Raw genomic sequence first — 19,760 nt, 5'->3', positions numbered from 1 at the left:
AAAAAAAAACTAAAAAAATGACCGCACTTCATCTCATCTCAAGATTAAGTGCGGTTTAACTTTTCTTCTTAATAAACGATAGCGGACATTTTAAGCTCTTAATTTACTGGCTCCACGTTCCAGTTGTTTTGCCAAGCATTCTTTTGAAGCAATAATCTGTTTACCAAAACGTTTATATAAACGTTGTTTTAATTTTGCCAACCCTTTCACTTTAGCACTTTTTTCTGCCCCAAATAACTGCTTAATATGGAGTGTCACCTGACCAATCTCTTGTAAGGCTATACCTGTTTTGGCTTTTAATTCGTTTAATTGGAACGTGATTTTTTCCTGTACATGCTGTTCCAATCGTTGCATTAATTCTGTCGTATCGGCGGTTTCATTTTGACACAACTGTTCAAATTCGGCGATTTCTGTACTGAAATCTAGCTGTAACCCTTGTTCCAATTCAATTAATACTGCCGTGCCGTATTCCAATTGTGATGTTAATTGCTGTTGGCTTTGAACTAATTGATTTTGAATGGCTTCACTTTGTTCAATACATTCATTTAATGACTGTTTCATTTCTGTTTGTTGCTGCATGGCAGAGGCTTTTATTGAATCAATTCGTTGTTGAATTTGCTGCATAAGATCTGACATTGTTTGTACGTTTTCCATTTTCTTCTCCTTTGGGATTTTTAACCGCACTTAAGAAAAGTGCGGTCATTTTGTTACTTATTTTTTGATGATTTGTTTCACATCCACTTCTGTTTTATTCCATTCTTTATCGACTTTACCAATAATTTGAATGTTATCTTGAGGTGCTATCGTTTCACCATTCCATGCTTTTTTGCTGACTTCAATTTGAATTTCTTTTCCACTTGCGTCTTTAAATAAGAAATCCTTTTTACCAATTTGTTTTACAATTTGTCCGTCTAAACGAACTGGAGTGTCATCATTGGCATTTAATGCATCATCAACGGTTTTTACAATAACACTTTCATCGACAAAACCTTGTTGGAGGTTGTGCTTGTGACCATCATTAAATCCTTGTGCTATTGCGGTGTTATATACGGCAACAGAAGATAATGCGATAGCTGCAACAGTAAGTAATTTTTTCATAGTTTGTTCTCCTAAATAAGATAATCATAAAGTAAGTTGAAAGCTTTGCTTTCAGATGTATTAAATCATTCAAATCTTAATCTTTTCTTAAGTGATTAACATTTTTCAGATTTATTTATCGATTGGATTGTTTGCCTTTCGATGAGTGTATTTAAACAAGAGAATCTTAAGGAAAGATTAAGAGAGGTAAAAAAATGAAAATTTTTTGAAAATAAAAAAATAGGGCGTTTAAGCCCTACTTTTATGAGAAAAATGCCTTGGAAATCTACCGCACTTTAGCCTGCTACTGCAGGTAAATAACCTGCTTGAATTAAGAATGGTACGATCATAATGATTACGCCAATTACTAAGGCTATCACTAAGGTTACGTTTCCACCGATTACACGATAAGGCAGATTGGGATTCGCTTGACGTGTTTTCCATGCCAGTCCGATAGGCAAAATCAAGCAGTAGAATGCGCAGAGTAAACCCGCATAGCTTAATGCGGCAATAAAGCCTTCAGGATAATACAAGGCGAACGCAAGTGGTGGTGTGAAAGCGGCGATAGTCAGTGTTAAACGGTTGTGTGGTAATCTATAACGTTTAAATAAATCGCCTAAACCTTCAAATACCCCTAGCATCACACCTAGGAAAGAAGTGATTAAAGCAAGTGCAGAGAATACACGCACGATTTCGCCCATGATGTGGGAGTTCGTGATTTGACGTGTTGCATTGACTAAGCCGTTAAGGGTTGGATCTGCTTGTAACACTTGCACGAATTCATTTTGACTTAATACGCCGTGAGTCGCTAATTGCCACACTAAATAAGCCATAAGTGGAATGGCTGTACCAATTAAAATCGCTTTACGGAATTGAGTAACACTACCATCTAAATAGCTGTTTACGCTGCCCATGATGATGTGGAAGCCAAAAGAGGTAAAGAAAATTGGCGCCGCAGAGATCACGAAAGCATAATTTAAAGGTAAGGCCATCAGGTTATCGACAGACACTTTGGGTAACATCATGAATAACATGAAAGCAAAGGCAATTAATTTACCGATGAACAGAATGCGAGTGGCACCATCAACGCCTCTTGTACCTACAACCACAAAGACACCGAGTACGACGGTAAATAAAATGATTGAAAGTTCGGAGGAAAGACTTTCAAAGCCAAAAGCGGTTGGAAAACCCGATAATAATGAACCACCACCGGTGATGTAGGCCGCAGAAAGGGCATAAAGTAAAATGAGCAAACTAAAGGTGGCTAAGACACGCCCTGTGATGCCGAAGTATTTCTCCGCGAGGGTCGCTACGCCATCATTCAAGCGATCGGCAGTTTGATAGACTTCAACAAAAAGCAAACCGCTGTAAACCAAAAGTGCCCATAAGCCGACCAATAAGAAAACGGTGTAACCAAAACCAATACCGGCAGAGGTTAATGGCATCGCGAGCATCCCCGCTCCGATGGTCGTGCCTGCAATGATTAAGGCACTGCCGAATGTTTTGTTTTTTAGCATAAAATTGTCCTCCGAGTATAAAATTGAAAAACGAGGTTAAAGCTGACCGCACTTTTCTTTGTAATGATAGCGGCAAACCGAAAGGTAAGAGTCGTTTCCACCAATTTGGATTTGTTCCCCTTCCTTAATGACTTCACCTTGTTCATTTAAACGTAAAACGAAATTGGCTTTGCGCCCACAATAACAGATAGTTTTTAGTTCTTCTAGTTGATCTGCCCAAGCAAGTAAATACTTACTGCCTTCAAATAGCTCTGCTTGGAAGTCGGTACGCAAGCCATAACAAAGCACAGGAATTTTCAGTTTATCTACGACATCGCTTAATTGATACACTTGTTGTTTCGTTAAAAACTGGGCTTCGTCAACTAAAACACAATGAATTTTTTCTTCTTGTAAACGTTGGCTCACTTCGGCAAAAAGGTCACTCGTTGATGTAAATAAATTCGCATCTTCATGAATACCAATACGCGACGTGACTTTGCCTGTTCCAAAGCGGTCATCAATGGCTGCCGTATAAACCATGGTGTTCATATTGCGTTCACGGTAGTTATAGGAAGACTGCAGCAACGTAGTTGATTTGCCCGCATTCATTGTAGAGTAGTAAAAATAGAGTTTTGCCATTATTTAATCACCCATTTCCAGAAATAATAGGCAATAAATCCTGCAACAGGTGGACAGGCTGCGAGCATAAAGGTACCGTAAGTTGCACCACCGCCAACCATTTTTCCGGCAGCTGAAAGCGCGCTAACGATATCACCACTTGGTGTGGTAAAAATCCATGCGCCAATAATCGCGAGCACTAAAAAACAAGCGATACCGGCTGCACGCATGGCTCTCACTTTAATCATATTTTCCATATTTTTTCCTTAAATTGCAGGGAGTTCAGTCATTGCCCAACGAGGTTTAACATCAATGGCGAGATCGCTATGCTGACCTTGTTTTAAGCGTAAAAAGCCCGTATAGGCAATCATGGCGCCATTATCGGTACAAAATTGAGGTTGCGGATAAAATACTTCACCACCAAGATTTTTCATCATTGTGCCAAGGGTTTCACGTAATTTTTTGTTTGCACTCACCCCGCCAGCAATCACTAAACGCTTATAGCCGGTTTCTTTTAAGGCACGTTTACATTTAATTGCAAGTGTATCCACGACGGAATCTTGGAAGGCAAAGGCAATATCTGCTTTGGTTTGTTCGGTTAATTCACCTTCTTGTTTGATCGCCTGATTAATAGTGTTAGCCGCTGAGGTTTTTAAACCTGAAAAGCTAAAATCAAGACCAGGTCGATCCGTCATTGGTCGAGGGAATACAAAGCGATCTTTTGATCCTTTTTCGGCTAAACGTGAAAGTGCCGCACCGCCAGGATAATCTAATCCTAATAATTTCGCGGTTTTATCAAAGGCTTCGCCTGCCGCATCATCAATGGATTCGCCAATGACTTCATATTTCCCTACTCCATCAACGCGCACTAATTGTGTGTGTCCACCTGAAACTAAGAGGGCAATGAATGGAAAGTGCGGTCGGTTTTCATCAAGCATTGGAGCAAGTAGATGACCTTCCATGTGATGTACGCCAATAGCGGGCACATTCCAAGCATAAGCTAGTGAACGAGCAATTGTTGCGCCCACTAATAACGCACCCACTAAACCCGGACCGCTTGTATAAGCGATACCATCGATTTGATCTGCGGTTAAATTGGCTTCTTCTAATGCAGCTTTAATTAATGGCGCCGTTTTGCGAATGTGATCGCGGGAAGCTAGCTCTGGCACCACACCGCCGTAATCCGCATGCAAGGCAATTTGCGTGTAGAGCTGATTAGCAATTAAGCCTTTATCTTCATCATAAATTGCGACACCTGTTTCATCACAGGAGGTTTCGATTCCTAAAATACGCATTTTATTCTCATTTTATTAAAAAAATTGGCAAAGATTTTACCTTGTTTAGCCCGCTTAAACCAGTTCAAACGCCAAATTTTCAGCAAATAGGCGATCTTTCCTTTGCTTTTGCAGGGAAGATCGATTAGAATTGCGTCCTTTATTGAATTTGCCGTTCATTCGGCAGTAATAAAAATTTAAAATTGCAATTAAATTAAACTCATTGAGGTGATTGGCTTATGCCTGTAATTAAAGTACGTGAAAACGAATCATTCGACGTAGCTTTACGTCGTTTCAAACGCTCTTGCGAAAAAGCTGGTATTTTAGCAGAAGTTCGCGCTCGTGAATTCTATGAAAAACCAACTACAATCCGTAAACGTGAAAAAGCAACACTTGCTAAACGTCACGCTAAACGTAACGCTCGCGAAAACGCGCGCAATACCCGTTTATACTAATTTGTAGTATTTTCTAACTCGAGTTAAGACAAACCGTGAAACCTTTTGGGTATCACGGTTTTGTTGCTTTAAATTCATCGAAAAAAAGTCACGCAAAATCAACCGCACTTTCGCATCGTATTCAAGGAGGCAAGGCAATGAAAGGCTCAATTCCACGCCAGTTTATTGATGATCTGCTCACAAAATCGAATATTGTCGATGTGATTAATGCACGCGTGAAACTCAAAAAAGCGGGACGAGATTATCAAGCTTGCTGTCCGTTTCATCACGAAAAAACACCATCCTTCACAGTAAGTGAAAAAAAACAATTCTATTATTGCTTTGGCTGTGGCGCGAAAGGCAATGCGATTTCATTTTTAATGGATTATGACAAATTAGAATTTGTTGAAGCTGTTGAAGAACTTGCCGCTTCGGCAGGACTTGAAGTGCCTTATGAAAAACGTCCAAACCAATTCGGCAATAAACCGGATGTGAGCTATCAAACAAAACGTAATTTATACGATTTGATGCAAGAGATTGCGTCGTTTTATCAAGCTCAACTCCCGCTAAATATTCCTGCTCAAATCTATCTTCAGCAACGTGGTTTATCGCCAGAAATTATCGAGCGTTTTCAAATCGGTTATGTGCCCAATGCGATGGATACGGTGTTGCGTCAATTCGGTAAAAATCGAGAAGAGCAGAAAAAGCTATTCGATTTAGGTATGCTTTCTCGCAACGATCGTGGCAACGTGTACGATAAATTCCGTAATCGCATTATGTTTCCAATTCGGGATAAACGTGGTCGAACAGTTGCTTTTGGTGGACGTGTTTTAACGGATGAAAAACCTAAGTATTTGAACTCCCCCGAAACCATTACGTATCATAAAGGTAATGAGCTTTATGGTTTATATGAAGCTTTACAAATCAATGATGAGCCAGAAAAACTACTGGTGGTTGAAGGTTACATGGATGTGGTGGCATTAGCGCAATTTGGTGTCGATTATGCAGTAGCATCTCTCGGGACATCAACGACTTCAGAGCAAATTCAATTATTGTTCCGTTCAACAGAGCAAGTCATTTGCTGCTACGATGGTGATAGAGCAGGGCGTGATGCCGCTTGGCGCGCACTTGAAAACGCTTTGCCTTATCTGGAAGATGGACGACAAATCAAGTTTATTTTTCTGCCAGATGGAGAAGATCCGGATACTTATATTCGTCAATATGGTAAAGAAAAGTTTGAAGAATATATTGATCAAGCTCAGTCTCTCACAGAATTCTTATTCGCGCATTTAAGTCCACAAGTAGATTTCTCGACGCAAGAAGGACGAGGCAAATTAGTGGCACTCGCGGTGCCTTTAATTCGTCAAATTCCTGGTGATATGCTGCGTCTTTCATTGCGGAATATGTTGGCGCAAAAGCTTGGTATCTTTGATCAATCACAGCTTGAAAGCTTAATACCAAATCAAATAGACAAGGCAGCCCCAAAACCTAAAACGCCACAAAAAACCATTAAGAAAACGCCAATGCGCGTGGTGATTTCGCTGTTGTTACAGAATTCACAATTAGTAAATCGTATTTCGGATGTCGGTTTGCAAGCCTTAAAGCATGAAGCGGGTTATGAATTACTTGAAAAATTGACCGCACTTTGTCGTGAAAGAGAAGGTATTACAACGGGGCAAATCTTAGAATATTTTCGTGATACAGAATTCAGTAAGCCTCTTGAAATATTAGCCTCTTGGGATCATCTATTAGATGACTTAGAAATCATTAATGCATTCTCTCAAAACTATCGTCGATTGAATATTCAAGCGATTGAACGTGACATTGAAATGCTGATTGCAAAAGAAAGGGCGGAAGGCTTAACTGACCAAGAACGAGCAATTTTAGTGAATTTGCTCAAGGGAAAAGAAGAGCAGAAAAAACAGTTAGTTAATCCGTCATAACAATGGTAAAATCTCCTGTTCAAAACAAGGGCTTTTATCTTCCAAAAATAACGCAAAACGGGAATAAAAATGGAACAAAATCAACAATCTACCGCAGAGCAATATTCAGAACAAATTGAACAGCTTATGGAATTAGGTCGTACGCAAGGTTATTTAACCTATGCGGAGATTAATGACTTACTTCCGGAAGATGTGATCGATCCAGAGTATTACGATAAGTTGTTGCAGACTTTACAGCATGATGCGGGTATTCCGGTTCTTGATGAAGCGCCGGAAAGTGACGAAATGATGTTGAATGACACGATTCCGGATGAAGATGCAGTGGAAGAAGCAACACAGATTTTGTCAAATGTGGAATCTGAAATCGGCCGTACAACCGATCCTGTGCGTATGTATATGCGTGAAATGGGAACGGTTGATCTTCTTACCCGTGAAGATGAAATCAGCATTGCAAAACGTATTGAAGAAGGGATTGATGAAGTTCAGACAGCAATTGCTGCATACCCAGAAGCGTTAACTGAATTATTAGATCATTATGACCAAGTTGAAGCGGGTAATTATCGCTTAGCTGATTTAATCACAGGCTTTGTTGACCCCAATATTGCTGAAGAGGAAACGGCAAATATTGATGAGCATTTTGCCGATGAAGATGAAAGTGCTGAATCTGCTGTAGACGTTGATGATGAGAGCGATGAGGAAGATGAAAGTGATAGCAGCTCAAGTTCAGATGACAGCGACTCTGACAATAGCATAGATCCTGAAGTTGCTCGTGAAAGATTTGCGGCCTTAAGAGAGCAACACACCAAAACATTGGCGACTATAGCAAAACATGGACGTAGTGGTAAACGTGCAAAAGATCAAATTGCTCAACTCGCAGATATTTTTAAACAATTCCGTTTAGTGCCAAAACAATTTGATGTGCTTGTTTTATCAATGAAAAATATGATAAAACGTGTACGTGCAGAAGAGCGTCAACTGCAGAAAGTATTAGTTGATATTGCGGGTATGCCAAAAGATGAATTTGAGGCACTTATTGTTGCTAATGGCAGCAATGATACGTGGGTAGAAAAAGCATTAAAATCCACGAAGGCTTGGGCAAAACGCTTACCAAAATATGAAGAGCGTATCCGTTTATCTTTAGATAATTTAGCGAATATTGAACAGCATACTAATCTGACCATCCAACAAATGCGTGAGATTTGCGATGCGGTATCTCGTGGTGAACAAAAAGCTCGCCGTGCGAAAAAAGAAATGGTTGAAGCTAACTTACGTTTGGTCATTTCTATTGCGAAAAAATATACCAACCGTGGTTTGCAATTCTTGGATTTAATTCAAGAAGGGAATATTGGTTTGATGAAAGCAGTAGATAAATTTGAATATCGTCGTGGTTATAAATTTTCAACTTATGCAACTTGGTGGATTCGTCAGGCAATTACTCGTTCGATCGCGGATCAAGCGCGTACAATCCGTATCCCTGTTCATATGATTGAAACGATTAACAAATTAAATCGTATTTCTCGTCAAATGCTACAAGAAATGGGACGTGAGGCGACGCCAGAAGAGCTCGCTGAACGCATGGGGATGCCAGAAGATAAAATCCGTAAAGTGCTTAAAATCGCGAAAGAACCTATTTCTATGGAAACCCCAATCGGTGATGACGATGATTCACATTTAGGTGATTTTATTGAGGATTCAACTCTTGAATTGCCATTAGATTCTGCAACCGCACAAAGCTTAAAAGTAGCGACTCATGAAGTGTTAGAAGGCTTAACACCTCGTGAAGCGAAAGTATTACGTATGCGTTTTGGTATTGATATGAATACCGACCATACACTCGAAGAAGTGGGTAAACAATTTGATGTAACTCGTGAGCGTATTCGTCAGATTGAAGCGAAAGCATTGCGTAAATTACGTCATCCTAGCCGTTCTGAGACATTAAGAAGTTTCTTGGATGAGTAATTGTTTATTTATATAAAAAGAAAAGGCAGAGATCTCTGCCTTTTTTATTTGATTAAATTTGGTTATTTACCGCAAAATCACATTCCTTTAAAATACGCGCCTTTCTTCATTTAAAAACAAAAAAGGAACTTTATGGAAGAATCTCAAGAACTCGAAAAACTACCTCGCGTGGTTACAGGTGTATTAAAAGTGGTATTAAGTTTTTCACTTATTGCTTTAGCTGTAGTATTGATTATTGCATTAGCTAAAATTACATATACGTTAGCGATCATGGTATTTAATACATCGAGTGTAGTGCCTTATGATGTTGCTGAACAAGCTGTGATGTTTTTCTTATATTTCGGTTTTATTGGTCTTATTGTGCAATATTTTAAAAGTGGCTATCACTTTCCTTTGCGATATTTTATTTATGCGGGGATTACCGCCATGTTGCGCCTGATTATCGTGAATCATGAGAGCTCCGTTGATACCATCTTATTCGCAGGCGCGATTTTAATTATGGTTATTGCACTTTGTTTAGTGTTGTATTCCAATAAAATTAAAATTTAAAAGCGCGGTCGTTTTGACCGAGATTTTGGAATGGATTATTCCGGCACAATCCATTCCACTGTCCAACTTCCCGTACCTTCAGGGACAAGAGTTTGGGTCAAATAAGGCAAAATAGCTTTCATTTGCTGTTCTAATTGCCAAGGCGGGTTAATCACCACCATTCCACTTGCGGTCATACCACGTTGATCGCTATCAGGGCGAACTGCCAATTCAAATTTCAATATTTTACGAATTCCCGTCGCTTCTAATCCTTTAAATATGCGTTTTGTTTGTTGGCGTAGTACTACTGGATACCAAATTGCATAAGTGCCTGTCGCAAAGCGTTTATAACCTTCTTCTATCGCTTTCACCACCAAATCATAATCTTCTTTTAATTCATAAGGTGGATCAATAAGCACTAAACCACGGCGCTCTTTTGGTGGAAGCGTGGCTTTGAGTTGTTGGAAACCATTTTCTGATTTTGTGGTGATATTCTTAAATTCTTTGAAATTATTGCGCAATAATGGAAAATCGCTCGGATGTAATTCGGTGAGCAAAGCGCGATCTTGTGAACGCAATAATTGGGCGGCAATCATTGGCGACCCAGCATAATAGCGTAATTCTTTGCCGCCATAATTGAGCTTCTTAATAATTTCCACATAGCGAGTAATTTCTTCGGGTAAATCTGTTCTTTCCCAAAGTCTGCCTATTCCTTCTTTATATTCGCCCGTCTTTTCTGATTCATTTGAGCTTAAACGATAACGACCGACTCCTGAATGGGTATCAAGATAGTAGAAGCCTTTTTCTTTTAGTGAAAGATTTTCTAGAATCAGCATTAATACAATGTGTTTAAGCACATCTGCGTGGTTGCCAGCATGAAAACTGTGGCGATAACTTAACATAGTTTCTCCTTTATGATGAGGAAAAGTACGCTCAAGATTGATGGTATAACTTTTCTGTAGAAAAAATATTATCACTTGAAACACTAAAACCTTTGAAGGGCTTTGAATTCAAGGGGATATTCATGATGACAGAAATTTTTATAATCCGGCAACTTATGGGAAAGCAAATTGAAAGGTTAATAATATATTATATGCTTATAGAGAATCTAGTTTTTTATTATAAATACTTTTGTTGTCTTACTTTACAAGATAAGATGTAATTTCTAGAAATTTGAATATAACACTTGAAAAGTGAGTATATAATTTAACTTATTATTTTCATTGTTTAAATTGACTCTTGAGGACTAAACAAAAAAACTAAACTAAAGTTAATGCCATTTCCTATTGTTTTATTCTTAATTGCGATATAAAATCCTCTCAAATTTTAGTCGGGGTGCCACAAGGTGGCTGAGATGATACCCGTGAACCTGAAACAGTTAGCACTGACGTAGGAAACTAATATGCCAAAATACTTTCTTATTCTTCATACCAATTTTCATTCCTTTTATATCGTTACCTTTAGTCGTTAATCCTTAGGTTAATGCGATGGTGCATATTCAGGATCTTAGTCTTGCTTTGGGAGAGCAAGTACTATTTGAACACCTTGATTTAACGCTTTTGCCTAATGAGTGGGTCAGTTTACTTGGTTACTCTGGTGTAGGTAAATCAACGCTTTTGAGATTAATTGCAGGTCTTGGAGCACAAGGGAAAGTTCAAGGCAATATCATCTTTCATCCTAATATTCGAGTAGCATGGCTACCACAAAAAGATACCCTTTATCCCTGGCTTTCAATTGTTGATAACGTCCAATTAGAAAACGTACTATTTGGGAATAAATCTGCAAACACAACTCATCAAGTAAAAGTACTACTTGAACAAGTAGGCATGTCAGAACATCTTCATAAAAGCTGTACTCAATTATCTGGAGGACAGAAACAAAGAGTGGCTCTCGCTCGAGTATTAATGCAAAATGCTGATTTAATTTTACTTGATGAACCTTTCTCTGCCCTTGACGCGATTAGTCGTTACCAATTACAAAACTTGACCTATGAATTATTAAAAGATAAATCAGTGTTATTGGTTACACATGATCCTCAAGAAGCATTACGCTTAAGCCAGCGTATTTTTGTATTACGCTCACCGCAGCCTAATCAACCCGCATTATCTGATGTTATAAAACCTGAAGGTAAAGCACCACGAGAACTTAACCAAGAAAATTTGTGGGTGCTCCAACAAAAATTATTAAATGAGTTATTAGGGGGGAAATGATGAAAATTAGCCTTCTTAAACCGCTCTTTATTGGAATTATATTGCTGTGTCTCTGGCAACTTATTGACGTATTAGGTAATTTTCCACATTACATATTTCCTTCTCCTCAATCCGTATGGTATCAATTAGTTTCTCATTCAGAACTACTTTGGCAGCATACACTAATCACCTTAATTGAAATTGGCTTAGGGCTGCTACTGGGTTTTCTTTTTGGATTATCATCAGCCCTGTTACTCTCTTTTTCACCTAAAACATCGTCATTACTGTTACCAGTTTTAGTGATTTCTCAAGCAATTCCTGTTTTTGCTATCGCTCCGATACTCGTACTTTGGCTAGGTTATGGTATGCCATCAAAAATTGTTATGGCTATTCTCATTATCTATTTTCCTGTAACTGCAGCTTGTTACGATGGCTTACGCAATACACCTCAAGCTTGGCTCGATCTCGCCAAAACGTTCAAACCTTCCCCTTTACGTTTATTACTCAAAGTACGCTTACCTGCCGCATTGCCTGCATTTGCATCTGGCTTTCGCATTGCTGTTTCTGTCGCACCAATTGGTGCTGTAATTGGAGAATGGGTAGGTTCATCAGAAGGGCTTGGCTATTTGATGATTCACGCAAACGCTCGTATGCAGGTGGATTTAATGTTTGCTGCGTTACTGATATTAGTGGCAATTTCACTTTCTTTATATTTCAGCATTGATTGGCTACTACGCCGTTTTATTTGGCACGTTTAATTCTTCATGACACAAGGAGACAAAAATGAAGAAAATCATATGTTATTTCAGTCTTTTAATTGGACTCACCGCCAGTTTTACCAGTTTAGCAAGAGAGAAAATTAGCTTAATGCTTGATTGGTATGTGAACCCTGATCACGCAGCGATCATCGTGGCGCAACAAAAAGGCTTTTTTGAAAAAAATAACTTAGACGTCGAAATTATCGAACCAGCAGATCCATCATTACCGCCTAAATTAGTTGCAGCAGGAAAAGTGGATTTAGCCATTAATTATCAACCTCAACTTTATCAACAAGTTGCAGAAGGATTACCTTTAGTGCGTGTCGGCTCCCTGATTTCCAGCCCATTAAATAGCGTAGTAGTGCTCAAAAATAGTAAGATCAAAACGCTTGCCGATCTGAAAGGGAAAAAAGTAGGCTATTCAGTCAGTGGCTTTGAGGATGTATTACTCGATACCATGTTCCACGCCATCGGACTCAGCAACCAAGACGTAAAATTGGTGAATGTGAATTGGTCGCTTTCCCCTTCTCTTTTAACCGGGCAAGTCGATGCGGTCATCGGGGCATTTCGTAATTTCGAGCTGAATCAGATCCATTTAGAAAAACAAGAAGGCGTCGCATTTTTCCCAGAACAATATGGTGTGCCGGCTTATGATGAATTGATTTTAGTGGCTAACAAGAAAAATCTTGCTTCTAAAAAAATTTCCGCTTTTTTGACCGCACTTGAACAAGCTACAGCCTATCTACAAAGCCATCCAGATGAAGCATGGCAAGCTTTTGTGAATCATAAGCCAAAAGAACTCAATACAGAATTAAATCAATTAGCGTGGAAAGATACCTTGCCTTTATTAGCAACGAAACCTCGTCAATTGGATGCCAAACGTTATCAACAAATGGCGGAATTTATGTATCAAAAAGGCTTGATTCCAAAAGCACTTGAATTGAAAGACTATGCTGTCGAATTACAGTAAGGGAAAATGATGATCAACCAACTAATTCAGCAAACGCAACCTTATTGGAAGCAATATGTTGAGCATGAATTTGTGCAACAACTTGCACAAGGTACCTTACCAAAAGCTTGTTTTCAACACTATTTAAAACAAGATTACATCTATCTTTTCCATTACAGCCGTGCTTTTGCTTTGGGCGTCTTCAAGGCGAGAAATTTTGCCGAAATGGACATGCCGCGTAAAACGCTCGACATTCTTTGTCAAGAAATCCAATTACATTTGGATTACTGCCGACAATGGGATATTAGTGAACAGGAGATATTCCAAACACCAGAAAGTGCGGCATGTATTTCCTATACACGCTACTTGCTTGATTGTGGAATGACGGGCGGTTTACCCGAACTTTATGCAGCTGTTACGCCTTGTGCTTTAGGTTACGCACAAGTCGCCCGCTACATCACAGAAAATTATCCAAAACTACCAAGCAATCCTTATCAAGCGTGGATTGACGCATACTCTGCACCAGAATATCAACAAGCCGCACAAGAAACTGTTGATTTTCTTACCGCACTTTGTGAGCCACTTAATGATTCTCAGTTAACCAATATTCAACAGATTTTTACCACAGCCACTCGAATGGAAATCGGATTTTGGCAAATGGGATTAGATTTAGCATAAAAATGAAGGTGTAAAATGAAATCAGTTTATTTATCAAAAATTCGTGAACAGAATCCATTGATTCATAATATTACCAATATTGTTGCAGCAAATTTTAGTGCCAACGGTTTACTCGCTTTGGGTGCTTCACCATTGATGTCTGCTAATATTGAAGAAATGGTTGAACTACCAAAAATCAGCCAAGCATTAGTCATCAATATCGGTACAGTCATTGGTCAAGAGCGAGATGCCATGTTACTAGCAGGTAAAACAGCTAATTCAATAGGCACTCCTGTCGTGCTTGACCCAGTTGGAGTGGGCGCCACTCGTTACCGACAAGAAACTGTCCGTCAGTTATTGGCGGAAGTGAAATTTGCCTTAATTCGAGGTAACGCCGGTGAACTTGCAGCGATTGCAGGTGAAGACTGGCAAGCGAAAGGCGTGGATGCAGGACAAGGTGAAACAAATCTACAAGAAGTTGCTCAACGTGTTGCACAACGCTATGACTGTACAGTGTTGATTAGTGGAGAAGTCGATATTATCAGTGATGGACAACAAATGGCCACAGTCCATAATGGAACTCCGCTATTTCCAAAAGTCACCGCATCGGGTTGTTTATTAAGTGCAGTATGCGCAGCATTTTTAGCCGTTGATGAAGGAAAACACTTTTCAGCAACAATCGAAGCCTGTGCAGCTTACACCGTTGCAGGGGAGATTGCGGCTAAAAACTTAACCATCCAAGTTGGTCAGTTCCAAATTCGCTTACTTGATGAATTGGCTACCTTGACACCTGATCTAATAGAACAAAATGCGGAGGTGAAATATGTCTAACATCGCACAAGCGTTGACTATTGCTGGTTCTGACAGTGGCGGTGGTGCTGGAATTCAAGCAGATCTTAAAACCTTTCAAATGCAAGGCGTATTTGGCACTTCAGTGATTACTGCGGTTACTGCACAAAACACACTTGGCGTATTTGATATTCACCCTGTTCCACTGAAAACAATTCAAGCGCAACTGGAAGCGGTAAAAAATGACTTTCAGATTGCAAGTACCAAAATTGGTATGCTTGGTACAGCAGATATTATTGAATGTGTTGCTGATTTTTTAAGTCATCGCCCATTTGGCACATTAGTAGTTGATCCCGTGATGATTGCGAAAGGTGGGGCGCCTTTATTGCAACAACAAGCAGTTTTCGCATTAATCAAACATTTATTACCACTAGCCGACGTGATTACACCTAATATTCTCGAAGCAGAAGCGTTAACAGGCCTCAAAATTTCTGATACAGCCAGCATTCAACAAGCCGCGTTAGACTTGCAAAAACAAGGTGCAAAGAATGTGATTATTAAAGGAGGACATTCGCTCAATTCACAAAGTCCGCAATGCCAAGATTGGATTCTTTTACAAAATGGTGAACATTTTATTTTAGAAAGCCCGCGTTTTGATACACGACATACTCATGGCACAGGTTGTACTTTTTCAGCCTGCTTAACGGCAGAATTAGCCAAAGGTGCACCATTAAAAAGTGCGGTGAAAACCGCTAAAGATTTTATCACTGCAGCTATATCTCACCCATTGAATATTGGTCATGGACATGGACCAACAAATCATTGGGCTTACAGTCGTATTTAAGGATTGAAAGATGAAAAATATTCGGGAAATTTTACTGCTCTATTTTGTAGCAGGCACACAAGATTGCCGACATTTAGGTGATAATCCAGCAGATAACTTGCTTTCTGTTCTTAAACAAGCTTTAGATGGTGGTATTACCTGTTTTCAATTTCGCGATAAAGGTAAATTCTCACTCGAAAATTCGCCAGATGAACAGCGCTCCTTAGCCATTAAGTGTCGAGACTTATGCCGTCAATATAATGTGCCATTTATTGTGGATGACAATGTCGATTTGGCATTAGAAATTGAAGCGGATGGAGTTCATGTTGGGCAAAGTGATACTCCTGTAACAATAGTTAGAGCAAGGGCTCATAAACCATTGATTATTGGTTGGTCTGTTAACCGTTTAGATGAAGCAAAAATTGGAGAAGAATTATCTGAAATTGATTATTTCGGTATTGGTCCAATTTTTCCGACTCAGTCAAAAGAGAATCCTAAACCAACTCTTGGAATGACGTTCATTCAAACCTTGAGGGAAGCAGGAATCACCAAACCTCTTGTGGCGATTGGTGGCGTAAAACGAGAACATGTAAAAACCTTACGGAAATACGGAGCTGATGGTGTTGCAGTTATCACGGCTATAACTCAAACGAATGATATAAAAGTAGCAACTCAAGCCCTAAAGGAAGAAAGTAATGCAAGCAACCAATAATCCAAATAGCTTAAAACAAGTAGCAATGGCAACAATGATAGGCACGGCGATTGAATATTTTGATAACTACATTTACGCAATGGCTGCCGTATTGATTTTCAATCATCAATTTTTCCGCAACTAGGTGCACCACTCGGGTTATTACTTGCCAACGGTGTCTTTTTATTGATCACTAATATTCTCGGACAAACAACAGTGATAGACTGGGCATGGCGAATTCCATTTCTTTTTTCTTGTGTATTAGTCGCGGTTGGGGTGTTTGTGCGATTAAAACTTACTGAAGCACCAATATTTCTCGCTGTACTTGATGAATCTAAATCGAAAACTTTACCGATGATGGAGGTAATGGTTAATCATTTCAAACCATTTTTCTTAGGTATATTAATCTGCATATCAGGCTACGTGCTCTTTTATATTATGATCGCTTTCAGCCAAATTTATGCAAAATCTGCCCCAATCATATCGGAAGCTGGCTATGTAATGGGATTAGGTTTTTCGCCACAAATTTTTACTGCTTTATTAATGTTTAGCTCCGTTTCACTCGCCATTACCATTACAATCTCGGGTAAATATATAGATAAAGTTGGACGAAGAATTTGGTTAATTTGGACGACTGTTGGCGTTGCTCTTTTTGGCTTAGCCTTACCGTATTTTCTAAAAAATGGAACAACTGTGAGCTTGTTTTGGTTCTTAATCACTGGAATGGGATTAATTGGTATGGGTTATGGACCACTTTCAAGTTTCTTACCAGAATTATTTCCTACACACGTTCGTTACACCGGATCATCCTTAACCTACAATATTGCAGGCTTATTTGGTGCCAGTGTAGCAGCAATTATTGCATTACCATTGAATGCTAATTATGGCTTAAAAGGTGTTGGAATTTACTTAACCTTAAATGCTATATTGAGTTTAATTGGGTTATGGTTTATTGAGGAAACAAGAGATAGGCAACTGCTCTAGATGAATTTATCAAACTTAAAATTTCACTAACGTGGAAAATATTTTGGGTAAAAGAATGCCTTTCACAAATTTAGATCGGAAAGGCATTTAAAATTAACTATACTTTTTAGTATTTAAACCAGCACTAGAATAATTCTTCTGGTTGCGTTGCAGGAATTGCATCTTTGGTTTTTCCAGTTCCGCCATTTAAACGTTGTTGTAACTCTGGTGGAACATAATATCCACGCTCTTGCATTTCCGCAATATAAGTACGTTTAGGTTCGGTACCAACGATGAAGTATTCTTTACGCCCACCACCTTCAGACAGTAAACCAGAGTTACTATCAATGGTTTTTTCCATAATGTTTGGTGGAAGTGCAAGTTGACGTTCAGGTATATCAGAAAGTGCGGCTTTCATATAAGCCACCCAAGCAGGCATTGCTGTTTTTGCACCCGCTTCCCCTTTACCTAATACGCGTTTGTTATCATCGAAGCCGACATAGGTAGTGGTGACTAAGTCTGCACCAAAACCTGCATACCAAGCAACTTTCGCACTATTGGTGGTACCGGTTTTACCGCCAATATCGCTGCGCTTAATACTTTGAGCAATACGCCAGCTAGTACCTTTCCAACCAAGACCTTGTTCACCATAAATTGCAGTATTTAATGCACTACGAATTAAGAAGGCTAATTCTCCACTAATAACGCGAGGCGCATATTCCTGCTTTGCGGTACCGTCTTTCGCATCAGCCATCAAATCAACAGCTCCATCATTTAATGTTGATGTTTGAACTTCTGGTAAATCTGGTACATTTTCTGGTTGCTGATCACCTTCTTCTGTATCTGTATTGTTATTACCTTGTGCTGATTTTAGGTTATCTGGATTAGCTACTTCTGCAACATCTTTGAAACCATCGATTTTATCCTTTGTTTCACCATAAATTACTGGAATGTCATTGCAGGTGATACAAGCAATTTTCGGGTTCGCAATAAATAAATCTTTACCGGTATTGTCTTGAATTTTTTCGATAAGATAAGGATCAATTAAGAAACCACCATTATCAAATACTGCATAAGCACGAGCCATTTCAAGCGGTGTAAAAGAGGCAGCACCTAATGCAAGCGCCTCACTGGCAAAATATTGATCGCGTTTGAATCCAAAACGTTGTAAGAAATCAGCAGTAAAATCAATGCCGGCAGTTTGTAATGCTCTGATCGCAATCATGTTTTTAGATTGACCTAAACCTACACGTAAACGCATTGGGCCGTCATAACGATCAGGTGAGTTTTTCGGTTGCCACAGAGGTTGTCCTGGTTTTTGAATAGAGATAGGACTATCTTGCAATACGCTTGAAAGCGTTAAACCTTTTTCTAATGCAGCGGCATAGATAAATGGTTTAATCGAAGAACCCACTTGCACTAAAGATTGCGTTGCACGGTTAAATTTACTTTGTTCGTAACTGAACCCTCCCACCATGGCTTCAATGGCTCCATTATCAGAGTTTAATGAAACTAATGCAGAGTTAGCCGCTGGAATTTGACCTAAAATCCATTCACCGTTATCACGTTTGCGAATCCAAATTTGTTCGCCTACTTTAACTGGTGATTTACCAGCCCAACGCATTGCGTTAGAAGAAAGCGTCATCGTTTCATTATTCGCTAAGAGCAATTCTGCCCCATTTTTACCCAATGCGGTTACTGCTGCTGGAATGAATGGTTCTGAATCAGGTAATTTTTTCAAGAAAGCAACAATGCGTTCATTATCCCATGGGGCTTCACCTTTTTTCCAAAGTGGTGCACCGCCACGCCAGCCATGACGCATATCATAATCGATCAAGTTATTACGGACGGCTTTTTGTGCTTCCGCTTGATCTTTTGAAAGCACTGTCGTGAAGACTTTATAGCCTTTGGTATAAGCCTCTTCCTCACCAAAACGTTTCACCATTTCTTGACGGACCATTTCAGTCACGTAGTCTGCACGGAATTCAAATTTGGCTCCATGATAACTTGCGACGATTGGCTCTTTAATGGCTGCATCATATTCTGCTTTGGTAATTTTGTTTTCATCCAACATTCGACTTAACACCACATTACGGCGTTCTTCGGCACGTTTTGGAGAATAAAGGGGATTCATTGTAGAAGGTGCTTTAGGTAAGCCTGCAATGATTGCCATTTCAGAAAGCGTTAATTCATCTAAGTTTTTACCAAAGTAGGTTTGTGCAGCAGCTGCAACGCCATAAGAACGATACCCTAAGAAAATTTTATTCAAATAAAGTTCTAAGATTTCTTGTTTGCTTAAGGCATTTTCAATTTCAATGGCTAATACCGCTTCGCGGGCTTTACGAATAATGGTTTTTTCTGGGGTTAAGAAGAAGTTGCGTGCAAGTTGTTGCGTAATGGTACTTGCTCCTTGAGAGGCGCCACCATTGTTGACGGCAACAAAAATCGCACGGGCAATACCAATAGGGTCTAAACCGTGATGTTCATAAAAACGGCTATCTTCTGTCGCTAAGAAGGCATCTTGCAGACGCTGAGGCACATTTTCTAATTTCACAGGAATACGGCGTTGTTCACCGACTTCACCGATCAATTTGCCATCAGCCGTATAAATT

General features: G+C 39.4%; 19 protein-coding genes, 1 pseudogene and 1 riboswitch. Of the genes and pseudogenes, 12 read left to right on the top strand and 8 right to left on the bottom strand.

Annotated features, from left to right (window positions below; all coding sequences use genetic code 11):
• Positions 1–90: 90 nt before the first annotated feature.
• From HMPREF3263_RS06680 to tsaD, 6 genes are all read right to left on the bottom strand, one after another.
• The gene (locus HMPREF3263_RS06680) at positions 91–654 is read right to left on the bottom strand and encodes a hypothetical protein (protein ID WP_070853112.1); all 564 of its coding nucleotides are present in this window, start codon (positions 652–654) and stop codon (positions 91–93) included.
• A 57-nt stretch (positions 655–711) separates the two neighbouring features.
• Complete coding sequence (locus HMPREF3263_RS06675; RefSeq protein WP_049369624.1) at positions 712–1,098, bottom strand: YgiW/YdeI family stress tolerance OB fold protein; 387 nt, start codon at positions 1,096–1,098, stop codon at positions 712–714.
• Between the two features lie 275 nt (positions 1,099–1,373).
• Complete coding sequence (locus HMPREF3263_RS06670; RefSeq protein ID WP_070853111.1) at positions 1,374–2,594, bottom strand: aromatic amino acid transport family protein; 1,221 nt, start codon at positions 2,592–2,594, stop codon at positions 1,374–1,376.
• 36 nt (positions 2,595–2,630) lie between these two features.
• Complete coding sequence (locus HMPREF3263_RS06665) at positions 2,631–3,212, bottom strand: thymidine kinase (RefSeq protein WP_070592536.1); 582 nt, start codon at positions 3,210–3,212, stop codon at positions 2,631–2,633.
• Positions 3,212–3,448, bottom strand: coding sequence for a hypothetical protein (locus HMPREF3263_RS06660; protein WP_049357145.1), 237 nt, complete (start codon positions 3,446–3,448; stop codon positions 3,212–3,214). Before HMPREF3263_RS06660 ends, HMPREF3263_RS06665 begins: the two co-directional genes overlap by 1 nt.
• 9 nt (positions 3,449–3,457) lie before the next feature.
• Complete coding sequence (gene tsaD, locus HMPREF3263_RS06655; RefSeq protein ID WP_070592535.1) at positions 3,458–4,486, bottom strand: tRNA (adenosine(37)-N6)-threonylcarbamoyltransferase complex transferase subunit TsaD; 1,029 nt, start codon at positions 4,484–4,486, stop codon at positions 3,458–3,460.
• Positions 4,487–4,704: 218 nt separating this feature from the next.
• On the opposite strand from tsaD, the gene rpsU reads away from it, so the two are divergent.
• The 4 genes from rpsU to psiE all read left to right on the top strand — a co-directional run bounded on the left by rpsU (position 4,705) and on the right by psiE (position 9,350).
• Positions 4,705–4,920 carry a 30S ribosomal protein S21 gene (rpsU, locus tag HMPREF3263_RS06650; protein WP_005694732.1) on the top strand — a complete coding sequence of 72 codons (216 nt, stop codon included), beginning with the start codon at positions 4,705–4,707 and terminating at the stop codon, positions 4,918–4,920.
• A 137-nt stretch (positions 4,921–5,057) separates the two neighbouring features.
• Positions 5,058–6,842, top strand: coding sequence for a DNA primase (gene dnaG / locus HMPREF3263_RS06645; RefSeq protein ID WP_065242944.1), 1,785 nt, complete (start codon positions 5,058–5,060; stop codon positions 6,840–6,842).
• Positions 6,843–6,911: 69 nt separating this feature from the next.
• A complete protein-coding gene (gene rpoD, locus HMPREF3263_RS06640; RefSeq protein ID WP_049371365.1) occupies positions 6,912–8,801 on the top strand; it encodes an RNA polymerase sigma factor RpoD in 1,890 nt (629 codons plus the stop codon).
• Positions 8,802–8,933: 132 nt separating this feature from the next.
• Entirely contained in the window at positions 8,934–9,350 is a 417-nt protein-coding gene (psiE, locus tag HMPREF3263_RS06635) for a phosphate-starvation-inducible protein PsiE (protein WP_005694726.1), read from the top strand.
• 35 nt (positions 9,351–9,385) lie between these two features.
• Here the strand turns inward: psiE and HMPREF3263_RS06630 are convergent, their stop codons facing one another.
• Entirely contained in the window at positions 9,386–10,231 is an 846-nt protein-coding gene (locus tag HMPREF3263_RS06630) for a 23S rRNA (adenine(2030)-N(6))-methyltransferase RlmJ (RefSeq protein ID WP_005694725.1), read from the bottom strand.
• A 419-nt stretch (positions 10,232–10,650) separates the two neighbouring features.
• A riboswitch (TPP riboswitch) is annotated at positions 10,651–10,742 on the top strand.
• A 74-nt stretch (positions 10,743–10,816) separates the two neighbouring features.
• Here HMPREF3263_RS06630 and HMPREF3263_RS06625 point away from each other — a divergent pair.
• The 8 genes and pseudogenes from HMPREF3263_RS06625 (at position 10,817) to HMPREF3263_RS06590 (ending at position 17,169) form a co-directional block, all read left to right on the top strand.
• Positions 10,817–11,539 carry an ABC transporter ATP-binding protein gene (locus HMPREF3263_RS06625; protein ID WP_005697425.1) on the top strand — a complete coding sequence of 241 codons (723 nt, stop codon included), beginning with the start codon at positions 10,817–10,819 and terminating at the stop codon, positions 11,537–11,539.
• Complete coding sequence (locus tag HMPREF3263_RS06620; protein ID WP_032803919.1) at positions 11,539–12,276, top strand: ABC transporter permease; 738 nt, start codon at positions 11,539–11,541, stop codon at positions 12,274–12,276. Before HMPREF3263_RS06625 ends, HMPREF3263_RS06620 begins: the two co-directional genes overlap by 1 nt.
• A 25-nt stretch (positions 12,277–12,301) precedes the next feature.
• Complete coding sequence (locus tag HMPREF3263_RS06615; protein WP_005697456.1) at positions 12,302–13,246, top strand: ABC transporter substrate-binding protein; 945 nt, start codon at positions 12,302–12,304, stop codon at positions 13,244–13,246.
• A 9-nt stretch (positions 13,247–13,255) separates the two neighbouring features.
• Positions 13,256–13,903: a thiaminase II gene (gene tenA / locus HMPREF3263_RS06610; protein WP_005697457.1), complete on the top strand. Its 648-nt coding sequence runs from the start codon at positions 13,256–13,258 to the stop codon at positions 13,901–13,903.
• Between the two features lie 15 nt (positions 13,904–13,918).
• Positions 13,919–14,713, top strand: a complete 795-nt coding sequence (thiM, locus tag HMPREF3263_RS06605) for a hydroxyethylthiazole kinase (RefSeq protein WP_070853110.1) — start codon at positions 13,919–13,921, stop codon at positions 14,711–14,713.
• Positions 14,706–15,515, top strand: a complete 810-nt coding sequence (gene thiD, locus HMPREF3263_RS06600) for a bifunctional hydroxymethylpyrimidine kinase/phosphomethylpyrimidine kinase (protein WP_005697402.1) — start codon at positions 14,706–14,708, stop codon at positions 15,513–15,515. Before thiM ends, thiD begins: the two co-directional genes overlap by 8 nt.
• 10 nt (positions 15,516–15,525) lie before the next feature.
• The gene (gene thiE / locus HMPREF3263_RS06595) at positions 15,526–16,206 is read left to right on the top strand and encodes a thiamine phosphate synthase (RefSeq protein WP_005697439.1); all 681 of its coding nucleotides are present in this window, start codon (positions 15,526–15,528) and stop codon (positions 16,204–16,206) included.
• A pseudogene (locus HMPREF3263_RS06590) lies at positions 16,190–17,169 on the top strand (MFS transporter). Before thiE ends, HMPREF3263_RS06590 begins: the two are co-directional and overlap by 17 nt.
• A gap of 124 nt (positions 17,170–17,293) precedes the next feature.
• On the opposite strand, the gene HMPREF3263_RS06585 reads toward HMPREF3263_RS06590, so the two are convergent.
• Positions 17,294–19,760: penicillin-binding protein 1A (locus HMPREF3263_RS06585; RefSeq protein ID WP_070853109.1), on the bottom strand; the 2,467-nt coding region annotated here is incomplete at its 5' end.

This window comes from Haemophilus sp. HMSC61B11, assembly GCF_001838615.1.
In the GTDB taxonomy this organism is placed as follows: Bacteria; Pseudomonadota; Gammaproteobacteria; order Enterobacterales; family Pasteurellaceae; genus Haemophilus_D; species Haemophilus_D parainfluenzae_AD.
The sequence above is the reverse complement of the archived record's forward strand: the minus strand, read 5'-3'. Positions and strand labels throughout refer to the sequence as shown.